This is a genomic window from Verrucosispora sp. WMMA2121, from assembly GCF_027460185.1.
Lineage (GTDB): Bacteria > Actinomycetota > Actinomycetes > Mycobacteriales > Micromonosporaceae > Micromonospora > Micromonospora palythoicola.
The window spans coordinates 1,449,760-1,469,795 of the sequence record NZ_JAPZBH010000004.1 but is presented as its reverse complement, the minus strand read 5'-3'; the positions used below and the strand labels follow the sequence as shown (position 1 = coordinate 1,469,795).

Below are 20,036 nucleotides of genomic sequence, written 5' to 3'. Positions count from 1 at the left end.
CGCGATCATGCAGTTGTGGCAGCGACAAATGGGGGCGAGAGTGGTGAAAAGACGACCACAACTGCATGATCGGCGGGGCTAGGTCAGGGTGGGGGCAGCAGGGAGTCGTAGAGGGATTCGAGGCGGCGGGTCTGCTGGTGCAGGTCGAAGTCGGTCTCGGCGCGGTGGCGGGCGGCCTTGCCGAGGTGGTCGCGCAGTGGAGCGTCGGTGAGCAGGCGGCGGAGGTTGGCGGCGAGGGCCGGCCGGTCGCCTTCCGCGCAGAGCAGGCCGTTGGCCTCGTGGGTGACCGCCTCGGGGATACCACTGTGGTAGGTCGAGACGACCGGCACGCCGAGACTGAACGCCTCCAGGATGGTGGTGGGCAGACCCTCGGTGTCGCCGTCCGACGCGGTGCGCGACGGTGCCGCGAGCAGCCGGGCCTCGGCGATGTGCCGCATCACCTCGGGCGGTGGCAGCGCGCCGGGAAACGTCGCGTCCACGCCCAACTGTGCGGCGCGGGCGCTTACCCGCTCGTGCAGCGGCCCGGTGCCGACCAGCAGCACCCGGGGCCGCAGTTCGGAGAGCATGCCCAGCGCCTCGACGAGATCCTCGACCCCCTTCTTCTCCACGAACCGGCCGACGAACACGACGTCCCACCGCTTCGGTCCGGCGGCCGGCTCCGGTGGCACCGGCACCCCGGTGTGGTGCACGCGGATCTTCTGCGGATCCGCTCCCAGCGCCACCGCCCGGTCCCGGATCGCCCCGGAGACGGCCAGGATCAGCGCGGCCCGACCGAACATGGTCCGCAGGTTCCGCCGGTGCCGGGCGCCGCGCGGACCGGGCGCCGCCGCCTGCCGGGTGACGTCGAGGCCGTGCAGGGTGACGACCAGCGGAATGCCCAGCTGTTCGGCGGCCCGGCTGACCAACCAGCCGTCGCCGCCGAAGTGCGCGTGCACCACCCCGGGGCGCAGCCGGGCCAGCAGCCGCCGTAGCCGGGGTGACCCGCCGGTCAACCGCAACCGCAGCCACTCGCGGCGGCCACGCGGCGTGTCCGGGCACAGCACCACGTCGCTGTCCCGGGACAGCGGTGAGACCACCCGGACGGCACCCAGGTAGACCGGACGCCAGATGGGCAGCGCGTCGGCCTGGTTGCGGACGAACGTCTCCGAGCCCGGTAGCAGGCAGCTGCGCCAGATCACGGCGACCCTATCGCCGGACATCGGCCCCGATCCCCGGCGTCCCAGCCGTTCCCGTCGACGTGCCGGCGGCGGTCCCCGCCGCGTCGGTCGCCGCGCCACCTGGCGCTCGCCGGCCGGCATCGGGCTCGGTGCTCGCGGACTGGCCCGGGGAGGGCGGACCGCCGCGCCGGCCACGGCCGAGGATCCGGTCGCGTACCCGGTGCCGCAGCTGCGGCGGAAGCACCCAGATCTGCAGGAACGTCAGGTAGTCGACGAGGCCGGGCCGCCCGTGCCGGCGCGCCTCGGCGAGCAGCAGCCGGAAGACCCGGACGCTGCGGGTGGGCGCGGCCATCGAGCTGATGATGCTCATCGTGATCGCCGCGTACGCCCGTGGGGTGATCAGTGATCGGATCCCGCGGAGCCACTCGAGCTGGGCCTCCCACGGCGAGCTGAGACTGATCCGTGGCCGGTCCTCGTCCTGGTGCCAGAGCACCAGCGGCTCGGCGGCGACCAGCAGCTCGACGTCCGGGTGGCTCATCGCGCGTACGGTCCAGTCCAGTTCCTGCTGCCGGCGCAGCCCGACGGTGAACGGCACCCGGCGCAGCAGCTCGGTCGGCGCCATGATGGTCGAGGTCTGGATGAACCCGTCGCCGTGGAACAGTCCGCGCCGCAGCGTGAGGTACTCGCAGATCGGCTCGTCCGGTTCCGGCAGCCGCCGGGGCATCACGAACTGCGCCCGGGGCGTTTTGTTGATCAGCCGGCTGGCGATGATCGGGCTGCCCACTGTGGCGCTGCGGGCCAGCTTCAGCTGCGCGGCGAGCTTGGTGGGCAGCCACTCGTCGTCGTCGTCGAGCAGGGCGGTCCAGGGGGCACGCGCCTCACGTACGCCGGTGTTGCGGGCGTTGGGCGCACCGCCCTTGCCGGGCAGGTCGACCACCCGCAGCCGGGGGTCGCCGATCTCGGCGAGGGCCTTGCCGGTGTCCTCGTCCGGACCGTCGACCACGACGATCACCTCGATGTCGGTGACGGTCTGCGCGAGCGCGCTGCGTACCGCGCGGCTCACCAACGCCGGGCGGGCGAAGGTGGGGATGACCACGCTGACCGTGGGTGTGGATGGCATGACCACCTGCTCACTCGGGCCGGCTACGACGTGCGCGCACGGTGACGTTAGGTGGCGCGGGCGGCCCCGAGGTGAATGCCGGGCTGCGCTCAGGCGTACAGCGGTGGTCGTCGGCCGGACCGACCCATCCGGCCCGGCGGGGAGCAGACGTCGCTAAGGTCGCCGCAGGTGGCGTACGGCGTGGTGCGGCGAGGGGATGGTGGGCGGTGACGGACGCGAACCTGGTGGTCGAGGTCGCGGATGCGGTGGCCACGGTGGTGATCCGCAATCCGGGCCGGCGTAACGCGATGACCCCCGCCATGTGGCGACGGCTGCCGACGCTGCTCGACGGACTGGAGGCCGACCCGGCGGTCCGCGTCGTGGTGCTCACCGGTGCCGACGGCACCTTCTGCGCCGGTGCGGATCTCAGCGACCTGGACGAGCTGCTGGCGGCCGGCGACGGCAGCATCGCCGTGGTGGCCGAGGAACGGCTGGCCAGCTTCGCCAAGCCGACGGTGGCCGCCGTCCACGGTGCCTGCGTCGGTGGCGGCTGCCAGTTGGCGGTCGCCTGTGACCTGCGGATAGCCGCGGCCGACGCCCGTTTCGGCGTACCGCCGGCCCGGCTGGGGCTGGTCTACCCGGCGCCCACCACCCACCGGCTGGCCCGGCTGATCGGTCCGGCGGCGGCAAAGTACCTGCTGTTCACCGGCGAGTTGGTGGACGCCGACCGGGCGCTGCGGATCGGGCTGGTCGACGAGGTGCTGCCCGGCGTCGACCTGGCCGCCCGGGTCGACAGCCTCACCGGCGTGATCGCCGAGCGTTCGCAGCTCAGCGTCGCCGCCGCCAAGGAGATCGTCGACGGGCGGGCGGACGAGGATCGGATGGCCTGGTGGCACGGGCAGGTGCGGGCCAGTGACGAGGCTCGGGAGGGCGTGGCGGCCTTCCACGAGCGCCGCGGACCGCGATTCGGTTGGACACCGCCGGCCTGAGACCGGGCCACCCGGACCGACAGGCCGGGGGCCGGCGGGCGCCGCGCCGGGCGAAACCCGACGCCGCCCCCTGTGCCCGCCGGCCGGCCCGTCACCGCCCGGCCAGCGCCGTCCAGCTCGGTACGACAGGTACGCGCCGCAGCGGCATGCCCGCCTTGGCCGGCGTACGGTCCCCCTTGCGCTGGTTGCAGGCGTAGCAGGCGGCCGTCGTGTTCTTCCAGGTGTTCCGGCCGCCGCGCGAGCGGGGCAGCACGTGGTCGATGGTGTCGGCCGGCCCGTCGCAGTACGCGCAGCACCTGCCGTCGCGGCGTAACACCCCGGCCCGGGACCATGCCGGGCCGGCGCGCATCCGCCAGCGGGTCACCACGTAACGCACCAGCCGGACCACCCGGGGCACCGGGAACACCCCGATGACCCGGTCCGGTACGGCCTCGTGGATCTCGGCGACCCGGCGGCAGAGCATCCGGATCGCGTGCTGGACGGTGACCCGGTGCAGCGGGCCGAGGTCGGCGTTGATGACGAGGACGGCGTCCACCGGTGTCTCCCTCCACGAACGGTGACGGACGTAGGGGCGGACGGCGGCGAGCGCCCGACCCCGGGCACGGGTTGGGCGGCTCGGCGGGCGGCGGTATGCGTCAGCCGGAGCGGTCACCCTGGGGGCGTTCGGTGCGCCAACCGCCGGGCATCCGCGAGCCCGGCCGTCCCGCCGACACGGCGGTGGTGGCGTACGGCCTCGACATGAGGTACTCCCGGATCGGCGGTTGACCTTGCGCGATCACGGTAGGTGCGGCCGAGGTGAGGCGGCAACGCATTTCGATGGCCCGGTCGGCGGTGAGCGCCGCTCCTGGAGGTCAGCGTCGGGCGAGCAGACCACGCGGCCGGATCGAGTGCAGCGGTTCGGCGGCACCACCCTCGGCGCGCAGGATGTGGTTCGCCGCGAGGATGCCGGTGGCCGCCGCCCGCTCCATCAGGGCGCTGGGAAAGTCGGTGCTGATGCCGTCGCCGGCCAGGTAGAGGCCGGTCGCGTCGGTGCGGACCCCCGGACGCCAGGAGTGGCTGCCCGGCGTGAAGGCGGGCGCCTTCGCCTCGACCCGGGCCCGCACTTCGCGTACCCGCAGCCGGGCCGTCTCCGGCCAGAGCACCGCCAGTTCGGCACGCATCCGCTCGGCCAGCTCGGTGGCGGGCACGTCCGGCTCGCAGGCGTACGCGTGCAGCTCGATCACCGAGCCGCCGGCGCGCTCGGCCCAGCGGCGGGACTCGCGCTCCAGCCGGTGGTACAGCGTGACCGAGTCCAACGTGGCCTGTCGGGACACCCCGCTGAAGATCGCCCGATGGGGATCGACGTCGCCGTCGCACCAGTAGCGGGCGACCGCGTACGGCGGGCCGGGCCGACCGTACGCGGGCATCGCCGCCGCCAGCGCCGGGGCCTGCTCGACAAGCGACGGCGAGTCCGCGACCAGGGCGGCGAGTGCGGGCGGGTCGACGGCGAGCACGACGTGCCCGGCCCGGTACGTGCCGTGCGTGCTGTGCACCTGCCAGCCGTCGGGATCGCGATGCAGACCGGTGACCGGCTCGCCGGTCCGGATCCGGCCGCCGTGCCGCTCGACGTGCCGGGTCAGCGGCTCCCAGATCGACCTGGCGTAGTCCTCGTCGGGGCAGTCGAAGGCGAGCCCTTCCGGGTTGCCGAGCAGGTAGAAGTGGAACTGCGCGATCATCTCGGCGGCCGACATCTCCGCCTCGTGATTGAAGAACGAGTGGGAGAAGACCTCGAAGAGCATCGCCCGGGCCCGGTCGGGCAGCCGCAGCGAGTCGAGCAGGTCGTCGGCGGTGGCGTGATCGAACTCGGCGTAGGTGCGTACCGGGTCGTACGTCAGCAGCGGCAGGGCCGCGTCCCGATCCATCCGGCGCAGGTCGCGCAGGCGCAGGCTGGGGCTACGGGCGAGCAGGGTGAGCAGGTTCGCCGGCGGCGCGGGGGGTAGCCGGCCGAACTCCTCGGTCGGCCACTCGGCGCTGAGCACCGGATAGCCGGGGACGGCCCGCAGGAACCGCAGCGCCGGATCGACCCGGCGCAGGATGTTGCGCCAGTTGTAGTACTGCCGGAAGAAGGCGTGGAAGCCGTGCTCGTTGACCTGATCGGTCCCGTCGGCGAGGGTTTCCGGCCAGGCACCGAGCCGGCCGCCCAGGGTGGGCGCGGCCTCCAGCACGGTCACCTCGACGCCGCGTTCGGCGAGCACCACCGCCGCGGACATGCCGGCGATGCCACCGCCGACGACCACGGCGTCGACCGGACCCGGCACGCGGGGGGCGCCACCCCCGCCGGGGTCGACCCGGTGCCGACGTACGCCGATGAACCGTCCGGCCAACTGCGACAGCGTCATCTGACCTCCCGGCCCAGTGTGCTCCTCAGGTCAGGACAGGCAGCGGCGGGGGCGGTCGGAGGTCGGCCAGACGTACTCCAGGTCGTCGGGAACGTCGTCGCCGAAGATGGGCCGGTAGTGCGTCGGGTCCTTGCGCAGCAGCGACGAGCGGTGGCTCAGGTGCACCTCGGTTCGGCCGAGCCACGGCGGCAGTTCCCCGGCGACGGCGAGTTCCTGCTGGGTGCGGACCTGCTCGACGCCGCACGCGGCGGCCAGGTCGACCGTCAACGTGGTGGCGCAGGTGTCGGCCCGGCCGGCCGCGCACCAGACCGAGCAGATGTCCAGCCCGTACCGGGTCAGGGCCTCCTCGTACCCGGCCCACATCTTCACCGCCGGGTGGTTGCGCCAGCCGTACGTCGGCCAGGTCAGCCCGCGTAGCACCTGGATCGCCTCCACCCGCTGCTTGCCGAGCCGTCGTTGGTCCAGCGCCCGGGCGCTGGCCAGAAAGTCCGGGTACGGCAGGAAGGTCTGCATGCCGCTGCCCTACCCGTCGCCGACCGGGACATGCCGCGACGCGGCGGCCACGATCATGACGGACTGCGCGGGCCGCGACCGACTGACTACCATGCGGGGCATGGCGGAGCCGCTGCTCGATCGGGCCCTGCGGGCCAGCCGCCGGTTGCGGGTCAACGGGGAGTCCCGGGCGCACTACGTGATCTGCGGGCAGGACCCGCTCGCCTACTGGGTGGTGCGGACCATGCTGGCCGGCGAGACACAGTCCGGCCGGGTGAGGATCACCCTGATCGTGCCGGAGCGTCGGCGTTCTCCCGGCCCGGACGGCCGTGACCTGCCGGGCATCGAGGTGATCCGGGCCGACCGGCTGGACGAGGTCACGTTCCGCCGGGCCGGGCTGGTCGACGCCGCCGGGCTGGCCCTGCTGCACCAGGACGACGTGGGAAACATGCACGCGGCGCTCTGCGCGCAGGAGGTGGAGCCCCGGCTGCGCCTGGTGGTGCGGATGTTCAACACCGGCCTGGCCAACGGTGTCCGGCAGATCTTCCCCGACTCGGCGGTGCTCTCCGACGCCTCGATGGCCGCGCCGGCCTTCGTGGCCGCCGCGCTCGGCGAGGTCGCGCCGACGCACTTCCGGCACGGCGGACGCACCCTCTACGTGGCTCGGCGCGACGACGTACGCCCCAGTGAGATCGTCTGCGGGGTGGCCGACACCCGCGACGCCCAGCAGGACCTGGTGCTCCCGGCCGACGACCGGGCCGCCGACGTGGTGCTCGCCGAGGCGGTCGGTCGGCCCGCCGGGACCGAGCTGGCCGCGCGGCGGCTGGTCCGGGCGCGGCGTCGGCGGCGGCCGGTGGCGGTGGTGCTCCGGGCGATCCGCAGCTTCGCCACCCGGAAGATCGGGATCGCGGTGCTGGTGCTGCTCGCCATGGTGGCCGCCCTGGGCGGGCTGTACGCCAACGCGGCGCACGTCGGCTGGGGCGACGCGCTCTACCTGACGCTCGTCACCACCCTCACCGGGCAGGATCCGGACCCCGCCAAGTCGGCCGCCGAGCAGGTCATGCAGGTGGTGCTCAATCTCGCCGGGCTGGCGCTGATCCCGCTGATCACGGCGGTGGTGGTGGACGGGGTGGTGAACGCCCGACTGGCCCTGCACACCGGTCGGATCCTGCCGGAGCGTTCCGGGCATGTCGTGGTGGTCGGGCTCGGCAACATCGGCACCCGGGTGATGGCCCAGCTCAACGACTTCGGCGTCGAGGTGGTGGCGATCGACAAGAGCGCGGACGCGCGCGGTGCCGGGCTGGCCCGGCGGCTCGGCGTACCGCTGGTGGTGGGTGACGCCGCGCAGGAGGAGACGCTGCGGGCCGCCTCGGTGGCGACCTGCCAGGCGTTGGTGGTGGTCTCCACGGATGACGGGGCGAACCTCCGCGCCGCGCTCAACGCCCGGGCCCTCGACGACCAGCTCCGGGTGGTGCTGCGGCTGTTCGACGGCGATTTCGCCGAACGGGTGCAGCGGGCCTTCGGCATCGGCACCTCGCGCAGCGTCTCCTACCTGGCGGCACCGTCGTTCGCCGCCGCCCTGCTGGACCGGGCGGTGATCGCCACCATCCCGGTGGGCCGGCACGCGTTGCTGGTCACCGAGGTCCCGGTGGCCGCCGGCTCGGACCTCGACGGTCGTACGCTCGCCACCGTCGGCCGGGCCGGCAGCGTCCGCCTGCTCGCCCACGCCCGGGCGGGGCAGCGCCTGGACTGGTCGCCGGACCCGCGCATGGTGATCGTGGCCGGTGACCGGCTGACCGTGGTGGCCCGCCGGGCCGGCCTGAACGCGTTGCTGCGTGAGGTCGCACCACCGGAGCCGGCACCGCCGTCCGGCGCGCCGGTACCGCGCGAGGCGACGGAATGACGATCAGCCGACCTCCACGGTAGTGTGGAAGTCGTGGCCGCAGTCTACGAAGAGCTTCCGTTCAGCGAGTTCCTGCACCGTCCCGCCGCCGCCGCCGAGCGGCTCGGTGAGGTGCGGGCGCTACGGCTGCGCCGACGGGGCGCGGATGATCTGGCCCTGACGTCCGCCGATCAGATGGAACGGGACGCCGTGGTCATCGACTTCACCGCCCGACTGCTGGCCGGCCTCGTCCGGTCGGAGTCGACCGAGGTCGTACGGCGGGTGCTCGGCGAGGCACTGCCGTGGGTCGCCTTCCTGCCGCCCGAGGACGTCACGGAGCTGCTGAACGACCTGATCACGGTTGCCCAGGGCGCGGCATCGCTGGAGAATCTGTCGCCGGTCGCCGTCCTGTTGACGCAGTGGCGGCACACCGCGGAAATCTACGCCGACCCGGTCCTGCTGGAGCGGGTGACCCGGGAACCGGCCGGTGACCTCGGGCCGGTGCCGGCCCCAGAGTCGGTCCGGTGAGCCCGAAGCGAGGCGACCGCTCCGCACCTCCCGCCCTGGCGGGTGAGTTCGACCTCCGCTTCGCGGATTCGGCGGCGGCCGACGGTTGGAAACACCTTGCTCGACAGGCACCAGGAAATCTGCGGCGGGCCTTCGAGACCCTCCGGGGCGCGCCACGTTCGCGTACCGCACCGGAACGTCAGCACCGCCTCAAGGGGACGCTCGCTTCGGCCAGCTGGAAGGGTCAAGAGCTGGAGCGCTGGCAGTACGAGGTGACCGGCGGGGGCCGCATCTGGTACCTCGTCGACGACGAGCGCCGCACGATCTGGTTGACCTACGTCGGCACCGGTCACCCCCGGGAGACAGAGTGACCCGGTCAGCGGTGGGCTGACCGGATCGCGTACCAGGCGGCGCCGAGGGCGAGCACGCCGAAGCCGGCGAGCACGCTGGACAGCGGCAGGTTGACGGCGAGCAGCACGCAGCCGACCAGTCCCGCCACGGCGAGTGCCTGCACCGGCAGCTTCCGCTCCGGCTCCCGTCCCAGGGTCAACGCCGCGGCGTTGGTGATGGCGTAGTAGACGAGCACCGTGCAGGCGGAGAAGCCGATCGCCCCGCGCACGTCGCCGAGCACCACGACCAGGATCACCACGGCGGCCACCGCCAGCTCGGCCCGGTGCGGCACCCGGTGCCGGGGGTGCACCGCGGCCAGCCCGGCCGGCAGGTCCCGCCGACGGGCCATTGCCAGCGCGGTGCGGCCCACCCCGGCCAGCAGGGAGAGCAGCACCCCGGTCACCGCGACGGTCGCGCCGGCCCGGACCACCCACTCCAGGCCGGGCAGTCCGGCCGCGCCCACCACGTCGGCCAGGGGAGCGGCGGAGGCGGCCAGCCGGTCCGCGCCGAGCACGCCGACGGCGACCACCCCCAGGATCAGGTAGATCACCAGCACCAGACCGAGCGCCAACGGCACCGCCCGGGGAATGGTGCGCTGCGGATCGCGTACCTCCTCGCCGAGGGTGGCGATCCGGGCGTATCCGGCGAAGGCGAAGAAGAGCAGCCCGGCAGCGGTCAACACACCCCGGACGGTGCCGCCGGGCTGGTCGATCCGGTCGACGGAGATGCTCGTCGCGCCGGCCACCGCGACGAGCGCGAGCACGGCGAGCACCAGGACCACCAGGATCCGGGTGGCGGCGGCGGTCTTGCCGATGCCGCGCAGGTTCACCGCCGTCACCGCGACCACCGCCAGCACCGCGACGAGCCGGGCCTGCCCCGGCCAGAGGTACGCCCCGATGGTCAGTGCCATCGCCGCGCAGCTGGCCGTCTTGCCGATCACGAAACCCCAGCCGGCGAGAAACCCGGCGAACGGGTTCAACCGCTCCCGACCGTAGACGTAGGTGCCGCCGGACTCGGGATAGCGGGCGGCCAGCCGGGCGGAGCTTGTCGCGTTGCAGAACGCGATGAACCCGGCCAGGGCCAGGGCGACAAGCAGGCCGGTGCCACCGGCCGCCGCCGCGGCGGGAGCGAAGACCACGAAGATGCCCGCGCCGAGCATCGAACCGAGACCGATGACGACGGCGTCCGGCACGCCCAGCCGGCGCGTGAGTCGGTCCACGGCGGCACCCTACCGGTACCGGATGAACGGCCCGTCCCACTGCCGGAGGCGGCCGGGTAGCGGCAGGTCGTCCCAGGGCACCCGGTGCAGCAGCCGGTCCAGCAGCAGCCCCAGCAGCAGGGCGGCCAGCCCGTCGGTGAGCCAGTGGAAGTTGAGGTAGGTGGTGGTGACCAGCAGGATCCCCGGCGGCGCGTACCGCACCAGCCGGTACAGGCCGGCCGGCAGCCGACCGACGGTCAGCGACACCAGCAGCAGGGCGATCACGCCGTACCAGACGATCGCGTTGGCCACGTGTCCGGACGGGTAGGACATCGAGTAGGCGCCGGCCGGCAGGTGGTTGAAGACCTGCACGGCCTCCTCGGGAGGCAGGAACGGTTCCTTGACCGAGGCGGTGGGTGCCGCCCGGTCGGTCCAGAGCTTGAGCGGACCGATGGTCACCATGGTGACCAGGAGGGCACCCGCGACCAGCAGGAACGGCCGGATCGTCCGTCGCCGCCAGGCCACCGCCACCGCCAGCGCGCCGGAGAGCGGCAGCAGCAGGCCGCCGCCCTGACCGAGCAGGTTGAACGCCCGGGCGGTCCAGTACAGCGGGGCCGGGTCGTGGGTGAAGGCCCACTCGCTGACGGCGAGGTCGAGATCGAGCAGTTGGCCGCGGGCGAGCGCGGCGGTCAGCGCCCCGAACCCCGCCAGCAGGACGGCGTCGAACCACCAGCCGGCCGGGCGTACCGGTGCCAGGCCGATGCTCCGGCGTACCGGTGTCGTCTCCCGCACCCCGATCACGCTACCGGCCCGCACGGTGCTCCCGACGGCCGGCGACTGTGGGCCGAGCCACGAAGGGAGGCGTTCCGGCGGCGGAAACGTCAAACTTGACGCCGTGCGGATCACCTCGGCCCTCGTCGACCCGGCGTTGCTCGACCTGCCCTGGTCGACCCCGTTGGAGCAGTGGCCGGCCGAGCACCTGGTCGCGCTGCCCCAGGGCATCTCTCGGCACGTGGTGCGGTTCGTGCAGTTGGGCGGGCACGTCTACGCGGTCAAGGAGACCGGCGAGCGGGTGGCCGAGCGGGAGTACGACCTGCTGCGTGCCCTGGAACGGATCGACTTCCCGTCGGTCAAGGCGGTGGCGATCGTCGCCGACCGGGAGTCCGACGCGGGTGAGCCGCTGGACCCGGTGCTGATCACCCGCCACCTCCAGTTCTCCCTGCCGTACCGCGCGCTGTTCTCCCACACGCTGCGGCCACCGACGATGGGGCGGCTGCTCGACGCGCTCGCCGCGCTGCTGGTCCGGATGCATCTGACCGGCTTCTTCTGGGGCGACTGCTCGCTGTCGAACACGCTGTTCCGGCGGGACGCGGGTGCCTTCGCCGCGTACCTGGTCGACGCCGAGACCGGCGCGCTGCGCAGCGTGCTCTCCAACGGTCAGCGTGGCGAGGACCTGGAGATCGCCCGGGTCAACATCTTCGGCGAGGCGCTCGACCTTCAGGCGGCCGGCCTGCTGCACGACTCGATCGACCCGGAGGTGGTCTGCGAGGAGGTGGTGCAGCGCTACGAGCGGCTCTGGCACGAGATCACCTATGAGCAGCAGGTCGAGCGCGCGGCCCGGCACGACATAGAGGGGCGCATCCGCCGGCTCAACGAGCTGGGCTTCGATGTGGCGGAGGTGGCCATGTCGAGCATCGACAACGGTCGTTACCTCATCCGGCCGAAGGTCGTCGACGCCGGGTACCACCACCGTCGGCTGCTCCGCCTCACCGGGCTGGACGCCGAGGAGAACCAGGCCCGCAAGCTGCTCAACGACCTCGACGCGTACCGGGCGGAGAGCGACCTGACCGACGAGCAGCAGGCCGCGCACCGTTGGCTGACCGAGGTCTTCGAGCCGGTGGTCCGGGCGGTACCCGCGCACCTGCGGCGCAAGCTGGAGCCGCAGGAGCTGTTCGCCCAGATCATCGAGCACAAGTGGCTGCTCTCCGAGCAGGCCGGCCGGGACGTGGGGATGCGCCACGCGGTGCAGTCGTTCCTGTCGGACGTGCTGGTGCACCGCCCCGACGAACAGGCCGTTCTCGGCGTGGAGATCTCGACGGGCTGACCCGGCGGCTGCCGGGTCACTCCACCCAGGTGCCGGCCCGCATCACCCGGACGATCTCCAGGTCGTCGTTGAGCACCACCAGGTCGGCGCGGAGCCCGGCCTGGAGGGTGCCCACCTGGTCGCCGAGGCCGAGGGCCAGGGCCGGCGTGGTGGACGCCATGCGCACCGCGTCGGGAACCGAGGCACCCGCGGCGACCGCGCTGCGCAGCGCCACGTCCATGGTCAGCGTGCTCCCCGCGATCGCCCCGTCCCGGGCGAGCCGGGCCACCCCGTCGGCCACGGTGACCGCCTGGCCGCCCAGCTCGTACTCGCCGTCCGGCATGCCGGCGGCGGCCATCGCGTCGGTGACCAGGGCGCAGCGTTCCGGTCCGGCGTTCGAGGTGGCGAAGGTGAGCGTTCCCTCGTGCAGGTGCACCCCGTCGGCGATCAGCTCGCAGATCACGTTCGGCGCGGTCAGCAGCGCCACCACGGGACCGGGCTCGCGGTGGTGCACCGGTCGCATCCCGTTGAACAGGTGGGTGCCGACTGTCGCGCCTGCCGCCACGGCGGCGCGGGTCTGCTCGTACGTGCCGTCGGTGTGTCCGACGGCGACGACCACCCCGTGCCGGGTGAGCAGTTCCACCGCCTCCAGCGCGCCCGGCCGCTCGGGGGCGAGGGTGACCATCCGGAGCGCGCCGTCACCGATCTTGATGAGCTCGGTCAGCTCGTCGGTGGCGGGATCCCGCAGGAACTCCGGGTTCTGTGCGCCGCACCGGGCGGCGGACAGGTACGGTCCCTCGAAGTGGATGCCGGCCAGCACGCCCTCGCGCACCAGCGGCGCGAAGGCGGCGGTGGCCGAGCGCATCAGCTCGAACGGTGAGCTGACCAGGCTGGCCACCAGGCTGGTGGTGCCGTGCCCCAGGTGGAACGCGGCCGCGGCCCGGGCCTGATCGGCGTCGCCGGTGGTGAAGGTGTGCCCGCCGCCGCCATGACTGTGGATGTCCACGAAGCCGGGCACGATCCAGTGCCCGTCGCGCACCGACGGGTACTCCGCGACCGCACTGATCCGGTCGCCCTTGACCTCGACGCAGCCCTGCGAGATCACCCCGCCGGGGGTCACCACCTTGCCGTTCACCCGTACGGTCATGGCGTCTCCATCTGGTCGAGGGCGAGCAGGGCGGCACCGAGGCAGCCCGCCTCGTCGCCGAGGACGGCCGGGACCAGTCGCGGCTCCCGGTGGAAGGTGAGCCGGTCCCGCAGCGCGGCACGCAGCGGGTCGAACAGCCCGGCGCCGGCCTGGGCGAGGCCGCCGCCCAGGACGATGGTCGCCACGTCGAACAGGGCCTGGGCGGTGGCGAGGCCGTCGGCCAGTGCCTCGACCGTCTCCCGCCAGACCTGGGCGGCCACCTTCTCGCCGGCGTCCGCCCGGGCGGCCACCTCGGCGGCGGTCACCATGGTCCGTCCCCGGCCCGACCCGGCGGCGGACCCGTCGTCCGACGCGCTGCCGGTGCGCCGGGTCGTGGCCGTGCCGGTGTCGCCGGCCGTGCCGGTCCCGGTGAGTTCGGCGTAGCGACGGGCGACAGCCGACGCGGAGGCGACGGCCTCCAGGCAGCCTGGCCGTCCGCAGCCGCAGACCGGTCCGTCGGGACGGACCAGGATGTGACCGAGTTCCCCGGCGGCGCCGTGCGCACCGGTGACGGCCCGGCCGGCCACCACGTGCGCGGCGGCGATACCGGTGCCGATCGCGACGAAGAGCACGTGCCCGGTGTCCCGGCCGGCGCCCAACCGGGCCTCGGCGAGGCCGCCGGCACGTACGTCGTGGCCGAGCGCCGTGGGCAGGCCGAGCCGCGCGGCCGCCAGGTCGCGCAGGGGTACGTCCCGGAAGCCGACGTTGGCTGACCAGACCGCCACGCCGCGTGCCTCGTCCACGACCCCCGGCACCACGATGCCGAGCGCGGTCGGCGTGAGCCCGTCCGCGTACGCCTTGCCGGCGAGTCCCTCGGCCACCGACAGGATCGTCTCGACCACGGCGTCGGGACCGCGCCCGGCGTCGGTGGGGTGTCGTTCGGCGTGCCGCACGACCCCGTCCACGCCGACCAACGCGCACTTCATCCCGGTGCCACCCACGTCGAGCGCGACGGCAACCTCTTCGGTCACGTGAGTACCACGGAGCGACTCAGGTGCCGGGGCGCGTCGGGGTCGAGGCCGCGACTGGTGGCCAGCGCGACGGCGAAGCGCTGCGCCAGGATCAGGTCGGCCATCGGGTCGACCGGGGTACGCCCGGCGGCCCACCGGCCGAGCACCGTGCGGTAGCCGTGGGTGCGGCTGTGTGCGAAGGACGCGCCGGTGGCGGCGACGTCCTCCGGCAGCCCGTCGGGCAGCTCGCCGAAGGCCCAGACCAGCCGGCCGGGGGCGGCCACCGAGATGGGGCCGTGCCGGTAGTCCATCGCGGGGTACGCCTCGGCCCAGAAGGTGGCCGCCTCGCGGCACTTCAACGCGGCCTCCTGGGCCAGCCCGATGGTCCAGCCGCGACCGAGGAAGGTGACCTGTTCGATCAGGCTCGGATCGATCGGCAGCGGGGCCCGGACGGCGACCTCCGCGTCGGCGGCGAGGGCGTCCATGTTGTCGCCGAGGTGGGCGCGGAGCAGCGCCAACGCGGTGGTGGCGAAGCGGGTCTGCACCACTGAGCGTTCGTCGGCGAACGGCATGGTGACGGCGGCGTCGGCGGTCTCCACCACCGGTGAGTCGGGGTCGCCCACCAGCACCGTGGTCGGGATCCGGCCGTGCAGTGCGGCGATCAGCTCCAGCACCTCGGTGGTGGTGCCGGAGCGGGTGATCGCCAACAACCGGTCGTAGTGGCGGCCGACGGGGAACTCGCTGGCCTGGAAGGCGTCGGTCTCGCCCTGGCCGGCGGCCTCGCGGCGGGCCGCGTACGCCATGGCCATGAACCAGGACGTGCCGCAACCGACGACGGCGACCCGCTCACCGGGGCGCGGGAGGCGGTCGAGCATCGCCGGAGCCAGTTCGCTCGCCTGGCGCCAGCAGTCCGGCTGGCTCGCGATCTCCGCGTGGACGTACGCCATGAGAACTCCTCGCAGGCCGGAGCCTTGCGCATTACGGCTCGCTAATCCCGTCTTTCGCGCGTCATTCTGCGTGAAACCCATCGGAAATGGCAACCGGGGACGCGATCGAGCAGAGCTGGTTTTTGCGTCTTCGTAGTTTCGAGCACTAGTGTGCACGCAACCAAGCACCGATCGTGCAGACACGGGAGGCCCGGGGTGGACCGCTACGCGAGATGGAACGCCCTGCTCGAAATGCTCACCGACTCGGGCCGGGTCACCGTGGAGGAGGCCGCCGAGCGGCTGGACGTCTCCCAGGCGACCATCCGCCGGGACTTCGACCAACTCGCGCAGCAGCAGATGATCACGCGTACCCGGGGTGGTGCGGTCGCCAACGGCGTCTCGTACGACCTGCCACTGCGCTACAAGACGGCCAAGCACTCGGCGGAGAAGCAGCGGATCGGCGCGGCGGCGGCGGCGCTGGTCTCCCCGGGCACGGTGGTCGGCCTCAACGGCGGCACCACGAGTACCGAGGTGGCCCGGGCGCTGGCGGTGCGCCCGGATCTCAACACCAACGCCGACGGTGCCCAGTTGACCGTGGTCACCAACGCGCTGAACATCGCCAACGAGTTGCTCGTCCGGTCCCGGATGAAGGTCGTGGTGGCCGGCGGCGTGGTGCGGCCGAAGTCCTTCGAACTGGTCGGCCCGCTCGGCGGGGCGCTGCTGCGTGAGGTCACGCTGGACGTGGCGCTGCTCGGGGTGGACGCCATCGATCCGCTCCTCGGTGCCGCCGCCCACCACGAGGGCGAGGCGGCGATGAACAACCTCATGGTGGCGCGGGCCAAGCGGGTGGTGATCATCGCGGACTCGTCCAAGCTCGGCGGTCACGCCTTCGCCCGGATCTGCCCGGTCGACCGGGTCGAGACGCTGGTCACCGACTCCGGGGCCGCCGCCGAGGTGGTCGACGCCTTCCGGGCGGCCGGGGTGCACGTCATCTGCGCCTGAGCGTCCCGGACGGCTGACGTCGCGTCGCGCCGTCGACGCTCACGGTATCGAAATCCCTGTTCTCGGCGTGGCGCTGCATACCGGGTATTGCCTGCGGCTGCATACCGCGTATGGTGTCGTCGTCGCCCACACACCAACGGGGGAGGTGCAGCTTGCCAGCTGTCCTGGAAATCGAAGGTCTACGAAAGACGTACCGAAGTCGACGCCGTGGCACCCGCAACGCCCTGGACGGCTTCGACATGCGGGTCGAGGCGGGCCAGGTACACGGCTTCCTCGGCCCCAACGGGTCGGGCAAGACCACCACGCTGCGTACGCTGCTCGGCCTGATCCGGCCGGACGGCGGCCGGATGGCGATCCTCGGTCACGAGGTGCCCGACCGGCTGGACCAGGTCGCACCGCAGGTCGGCGCGATCGTGGAGAGCCCGCAGTTCTTTCCGCACTTCACCGCACGGGACACGCTGTCGCTGCTGGCCGGCGCCGGTGACCTGCCCGAGCAGCGGGTGGACGAGGTGCTGGAGCTGGTCGGCCTGCGCGACCGGGCCGGTGAGCGGGTCAAGACGTACTCGCTCGGCATGAAGCAGCGGTTGGCGGTCGCCTCGGCGCTGCTCAAGAACCCGCGACTGCTGATCCTGGACGAGCCCGCCAACGGCCTCGACCCGGGCGGCATCCGGGAGATGCGCACGCTCATGCGCAACCTCTCCGAGGCCGGCATGACGGTGGTCCTGTCCAGCCACATCCTCGGCGAGATCCAACTGATCTGCGACTCGGTCACCATCATCTCGTTGGGTCGGCGGGTCGCCTTCGGCCCGGTCGACGAGGTGCTGGCCCAGCACTCGTCCGGCGCGGTCCGGGTGCGGCTGGAGGCGGTCACCGACCTTCCGGTCGCCGCCACCGCACTGACCCGGGCCGGGGTACGGGTCACCGCCAACGACGATCATCTGATGCTCGCCGGGGTGGACAAGCCCGCCACGGTCACCCGACTTCTGGCCGAGCAGGGCCTCTACGTCAGCGAACTCGCGCCGATCGCGGTCGATCTGGAGAGCGTCTTCCTCGAACTGACCGCCACCGCGCCGGTACCCGGCCAGCACCGGCAGGTCGACCAGTCCGTACGAGTCGACGGGACGGCGCCGTCCGCACCCGCCGGAGGAGGTTGGGGCGCGTGAGTCTCTTCCGTACCGAACTACGCCGGCTGGCCAAGCGGCGCTTCGCCCGCTGGATGACCGCCGGTGGCCTGCTGGTGCTGGTCCTGGTGGCGGTGGGCATGTTCCTGAGCAACCAGAAGATCGGCCCGGACCAGTTCGCCGAGGCGCGGCAGGCCGCCGACCGGCAGCATCAGGAGCAGGTGCGCTGGGCCGAGCAGGAACGTGCGAACTGCGAGCGGGCGAAGGCGGCGGGTGAGAACGTCGACTACTACCCGGCCGACTGTGCCGAGATCACGCCACCGCCTCGGGAGTCGATCGAGGAACAGTGGTTCCTGCCCTCGACCTTCGACTTCCGGAAGAGCTTCGGCGAGATGCTGATCCCGCTCGCCGGGATCCTGGGAATGGTCGGGTTCGTGGTCGGTGCCTCGTTCGTGGGCGCCGAGTGGAACACCGGCGGGATGATGAACCTGTTGCTCTGGCGGCCGAAGCGGCTGACCGTCCTGCTGACCAAGTTGGGCGCACTGCTCACCGGGCTGCTTGCGCTGGCGCTGCCCGCCACGGCGGCCTGGTTCGGCAGCATGTGGCTGGTCGCCAACCTGCGCGGCACCACCGAGGGGATGACCTCGGGGACCTGGCAGTCGTTCCTCATCGGTGGTTTGCGCGGCATCGTGCTGGCACTGGTCGCGGCGACGGTGGGCTTCGCCCTGGCCTCGCTCGGCCGGCACACCGCGATGGCGCTCGGCGGGGCGATCGCGGTCATGGTGGTCGGCCAGATCGGGCTCGGCATCCTGCTCTCCATGGCGCAGGTGCGTTTCCCCGAGGCCTGGCTGCTGCCCACCTACGCCATCGCCTGGATGACCAAGAAGGTCACGCTCCAGGACTGGCAGGCGTGCAACGCCACCTACACCGGCGAGTGCCAGCCGGCCACGCTGGACATCACCTGGCAGCACTCGTCGGTGCTTTTCACCGTCGGGATCGTGCTGTTCCTCGGCGCGGCGCTGTGGACGATGCGGCGACGCGACATCACCTGAGTCGGCCGGTGGCGGACCGACCTCGCCGGGGGCGGTCCGCCACTGCCCCTCCTTGTCGCGATGGCCCACCGGTCGGCGGGATGCGGCAGGTGGTGGCCCTCGTTAGGCTGATGGGCCAGGTTGGCCCAGCCGTGCCGGCCGCCCCCGGATGAGGAGCACGATGCAGCCCGCCGACGCCACCCCGGCAGCGCAGACCGGTCCGGACGCCGTCACGGTGCCACCGCCGAGGTCCGCCCCCGAGGTCGAGTCGACGTCGCAGGACCACCCCTGCGACCCCGCGTCGTCCCAGGCCGCCGTGTCGACGGACGCCGAGGAACCACCGACGAGGTCGGATGCGGATGCGGGCGGAGCAGCGTCCCCGGCTGGCGGGCTCGACGAACGCGAACTGGAGATGCTCGCCTTCGAGCGGCAGTGGTGGCGGCACGCCGGTGCCAAGGAGCAGGCCATCCGGGACCGGTTCGGGCTCTCGGCCACCCGCTACTACCAGCTGTTGAACGCGCTGCTGGACAACCCGGCGGCGCTGGCCGCCGACCCGGTGCTGGTGGGCCGGCTGGTGCGGTTGCGCGCCTCCCGGGCCCGCAACCGCCGCCGTTAGGCCTGCGATCTCGACGTGTCGTCCGGTGCTCGATGGGTAGCCGGGGCGCGGGGGTGGCGAATGAGCGGCGGGGGGCCTAGGCAGCCGGGACGAACGGCGCATCCGGAGACCGGCGTGCCCGAAGCGGCCTCGGACGAGCGCCGCCGGGGTGCGGTGGTCGGTACCGCCCCCGACATGCGGGTGCGATCCGCGTCCGCCCCGCCACCCGGCCGGGCGGTCAACGAGGACCTGGTGTTCCGGTTCGGGCCGCTGGTGGGGGTGCTCGACGGGGCCACCGTGCCGGAGGGCTTCGACACCGGCTGCGTGCACGGGCCGCAGTGGTACGTCCGGCACCTGGCCGCCCGGCTCGGCCTGGCGGAGGCCGCCCGTCCGGCCGCGACGCTGGTGAGCAACCTGGCGGCGGCGATCCTCGCGGTCCGTGCCGACCATGGCGAGCAGTGCGACCTCGACCACCCCGGCACCCCGTCGAGCACGGTGTGCCTGCTCCGCGACGGCGGCGACCAGGTCGACTACCTGGTGCTCTGTGACAGTCCGCTGGTGCTCGACACCGGCGGTCGCGTCGACGTGGTGGTCGACGACCGACTGGCCAGCTCGGCGGCCGACCTACGGAAAAACGCCGACCTGCTGCCCGATTCGACCGACTGGGCCACCCGCTTCCGGCGTGCCGTCATCGCGCAGCGGGAGCGGATGAACCGCACCCACGGCTACTGGGTCGCCGCCGCCGATCCCGACGCCGCCTATCACGCGGTGGTGGGCACGGTGCCCCGGTACGGGCCCGAGGTGTTGCGTCGCGCCGTGCTGCTCTCCGACGGTGCCTCCGCCGTCGTCGAGGAATTCGGGCTGCTCGACTGGTCCGGCCTGTTGGACGTGGTGGCGGCGGAGGGCCCGGACGGGCTGATCGACCGGGTCCGTGCCGCCGAACGGGACCATCCCGACCGACGGCGCCGGCACAAGGCCGCCGACGACGCCTCCGCCGTGTACTGCGAGTTCGCCCGGCCGGACGATCGCGGAGCGTGACCCGGGAGGTGA

Annotated in this window: 21 protein-coding genes; 11 read left to right on the top strand and 10 right to left on the bottom strand. The window is 73.0% G+C overall.

Annotated elements, in window-relative coordinates; all coding sequences use genetic code 11:
- Positions 1–83: 83 nt before the first annotated feature.
- Together O7605_RS07525 and O7605_RS07520 are read right to left on the bottom strand one after the other, a co-directional pair.
- The gene (locus O7605_RS07525) at positions 84–1,199 is read right to left on the bottom strand and encodes a glycosyltransferase (RefSeq protein WP_269738498.1); all 1,116 of its coding nucleotides are present in this window, start codon (positions 1,197–1,199) and stop codon (positions 84–86) included.
- Positions 1,186–2,277, bottom strand: a complete 1,092-nt coding sequence (locus tag O7605_RS07520; RefSeq protein ID WP_269738497.1) for a glycosyltransferase family 2 protein — start codon at positions 2,275–2,277, stop codon at positions 1,186–1,188. The genes O7605_RS07525 and O7605_RS07520 overlap by 14 nt, the downstream gene beginning before the upstream one ends.
- 206 nt (positions 2,278–2,483) lie before the next feature.
- Between O7605_RS07520 and O7605_RS07515 the strand changes: the two genes are divergently transcribed.
- A complete protein-coding gene (locus tag O7605_RS07515) occupies positions 2,484–3,245 on the top strand; it encodes an enoyl-CoA hydratase/isomerase family protein (protein ID WP_269738496.1) in 762 nt (253 codons plus the stop codon).
- A 91-nt stretch (positions 3,246–3,336) separates the two neighbouring features.
- On the opposite strand, the gene O7605_RS07510 is transcribed toward O7605_RS07515, so the two are convergent.
- Positions 3,337–3,780, bottom strand: coding sequence for an HNH endonuclease (locus O7605_RS07510; RefSeq protein WP_269738495.1), 444 nt, complete (start codon positions 3,778–3,780; stop codon positions 3,337–3,339).
- Between the two features lie 95 nt (positions 3,781–3,875).
- On the opposite strand from O7605_RS07510, the gene O7605_RS07505 reads away from it, so the two are divergent.
- On the top strand, positions 3,876–4,010 hold the full coding sequence (locus O7605_RS07505; RefSeq protein WP_269738494.1) for a hypothetical protein: 135 nt from the start codon (positions 3,876–3,878) through the stop codon (positions 4,008–4,010).
- An 86-nt stretch (positions 4,011–4,096) separates the two neighbouring features.
- On the opposite strand, the gene O7605_RS07500 is transcribed toward O7605_RS07505, so the two are convergent.
- The gene (locus tag O7605_RS07500) at positions 4,097–5,623 is read right to left on the bottom strand and encodes a hydroxysqualene dehydroxylase (RefSeq protein WP_269738493.1); all 1,527 of its coding nucleotides are present in this window, start codon (positions 5,621–5,623) and stop codon (positions 4,097–4,099) included.
- Between the two features lie 30 nt (positions 5,624–5,653).
- Positions 5,654–6,136, bottom strand: a complete 483-nt coding sequence (locus tag O7605_RS07495) for an MSMEG_6728 family protein (RefSeq protein WP_269738492.1) — start codon at positions 6,134–6,136, stop codon at positions 5,654–5,656.
- A gap of 91 nt (positions 6,137–6,227) precedes the next feature.
- Between O7605_RS07495 and O7605_RS07490 the strand changes: the two genes are divergently transcribed.
- Genes O7605_RS07490 through O7605_RS07480 form a run of 3 tightly spaced genes read left to right on the top strand, consistent with a single transcriptional unit; the run spans position 6,228 to position 8,875 of the window.
- The gene (locus tag O7605_RS07490) at positions 6,228–8,018 is read left to right on the top strand and encodes a potassium channel protein (RefSeq protein WP_269738491.1); all 1,791 of its coding nucleotides are present in this window, start codon (positions 6,228–6,230) and stop codon (positions 8,016–8,018) included.
- Between the two features lie 33 nt (positions 8,019–8,051).
- Positions 8,052–8,525 (top strand): hypothetical protein, encoded by a 474-nt coding sequence (locus O7605_RS07485; protein WP_269738490.1) that lies wholly within the window; start codon positions 8,052–8,054, stop codon positions 8,523–8,525.
- Complete coding sequence (locus O7605_RS07480; RefSeq protein WP_269738489.1) at positions 8,522–8,875, top strand: hypothetical protein; 354 nt, start codon at positions 8,522–8,524, stop codon at positions 8,873–8,875. Before O7605_RS07485 ends, O7605_RS07480 begins: the two co-directional genes overlap by 4 nt.
- A 5-nt stretch (positions 8,876–8,880) precedes the next feature.
- Here O7605_RS07480 and O7605_RS07475 read toward each other — a convergent pair whose 3' ends face one another.
- Both O7605_RS07475 and O7605_RS07470 read right to left on the bottom strand, forming a co-directional pair.
- Positions 8,881–10,113: an APC family permease gene (locus tag O7605_RS07475; RefSeq protein WP_269738488.1), complete on the bottom strand. Its 1,233-nt coding sequence runs from the start codon at positions 10,111–10,113 to the stop codon at positions 8,881–8,883.
- A 9-nt stretch (positions 10,114–10,122) separates the two neighbouring features.
- Positions 10,123–10,884: a phosphatase PAP2 family protein gene (locus tag O7605_RS07470; protein WP_269738487.1), complete on the bottom strand. Its 762-nt coding sequence runs from the start codon at positions 10,882–10,884 to the stop codon at positions 10,123–10,125.
- Positions 10,885–10,987: 103 nt separating this feature from the next.
- Here O7605_RS07470 and O7605_RS07465 point away from each other — a divergent pair, with 103 nt between their 5' ends.
- Complete coding sequence (locus O7605_RS07465; RefSeq protein WP_269738486.1) at positions 10,988–12,196, top strand: DUF4032 domain-containing protein; 1,209 nt, start codon at positions 10,988–10,990, stop codon at positions 12,194–12,196.
- Positions 12,197–12,212: 16 nt separating this feature from the next.
- On the opposite strand, the gene nagA is transcribed toward O7605_RS07465, so the two are convergent.
- The 3 genes from nagA to O7605_RS07450 are packed head-to-tail and all read right to left on the bottom strand — an operon-like array spanning position 12,213 to position 15,258.
- The gene (gene nagA / locus O7605_RS07460) at positions 12,213–13,322 is read right to left on the bottom strand and encodes an N-acetylglucosamine-6-phosphate deacetylase (protein WP_269738485.1); all 1,110 of its coding nucleotides are present in this window, start codon (positions 13,320–13,322) and stop codon (positions 12,213–12,215) included.
- Positions 13,319–14,287: an ROK family protein gene (locus O7605_RS07455; protein WP_443083903.1), complete on the bottom strand. Its 969-nt coding sequence runs from the start codon at positions 14,285–14,287 to the stop codon at positions 13,319–13,321. Before O7605_RS07455 ends, nagA begins: the two co-directional genes overlap by 4 nt.
- A 41-nt stretch (positions 14,288–14,328) precedes the next feature.
- Positions 14,329–15,258 (bottom strand): SIS domain-containing protein, encoded by a 930-nt coding sequence (locus tag O7605_RS07450; protein ID WP_269738483.1) that lies wholly within the window; start codon positions 15,256–15,258, stop codon positions 14,329–14,331.
- 195 nt (positions 15,259–15,453) lie between these two features.
- Here O7605_RS07450 and O7605_RS07445 point away from each other — a divergent pair, with 195 nt between their 5' ends.
- The 5 genes from O7605_RS07445 (at position 15,454) to O7605_RS07425 (ending at position 20,024) form a co-directional block, all read left to right on the top strand.
- Positions 15,454–16,239, top strand: a complete 786-nt coding sequence (locus O7605_RS07445) for a DeoR/GlpR family DNA-binding transcription regulator (RefSeq protein ID WP_269738482.1) — start codon at positions 15,454–15,456, stop codon at positions 16,237–16,239.
- 152 nt (positions 16,240–16,391) lie between these two features.
- Positions 16,392–17,402 carry an ATP-binding cassette domain-containing protein gene (locus O7605_RS07440; RefSeq protein ID WP_269738481.1) on the top strand — a complete coding sequence of 337 codons (1,011 nt, stop codon included), beginning with the start codon at positions 16,392–16,394 and terminating at the stop codon, positions 17,400–17,402.
- Complete coding sequence (locus O7605_RS07435; protein WP_269738480.1) at positions 17,399–18,412, top strand: ABC transporter permease subunit; 1,014 nt, start codon at positions 17,399–17,401, stop codon at positions 18,410–18,412. Before O7605_RS07440 ends, O7605_RS07435 begins: the two co-directional genes overlap by 4 nt.
- 148 nt (positions 18,413–18,560) lie before the next feature.
- Positions 18,561–19,007, top strand: coding sequence for a DUF3263 domain-containing protein (locus O7605_RS07430; RefSeq protein ID WP_443083883.1), 447 nt, complete (start codon positions 18,561–18,563; stop codon positions 19,005–19,007).
- 174 nt (positions 19,008–19,181) lie between these two features.
- On the top strand, positions 19,182–20,024 hold the full coding sequence (locus O7605_RS07425; protein WP_443083902.1) for a hypothetical protein: 843 nt from the start codon (positions 19,182–19,184) through the stop codon (positions 20,022–20,024).
- Positions 20,025–20,036 lie beyond the last annotated feature (12 nt).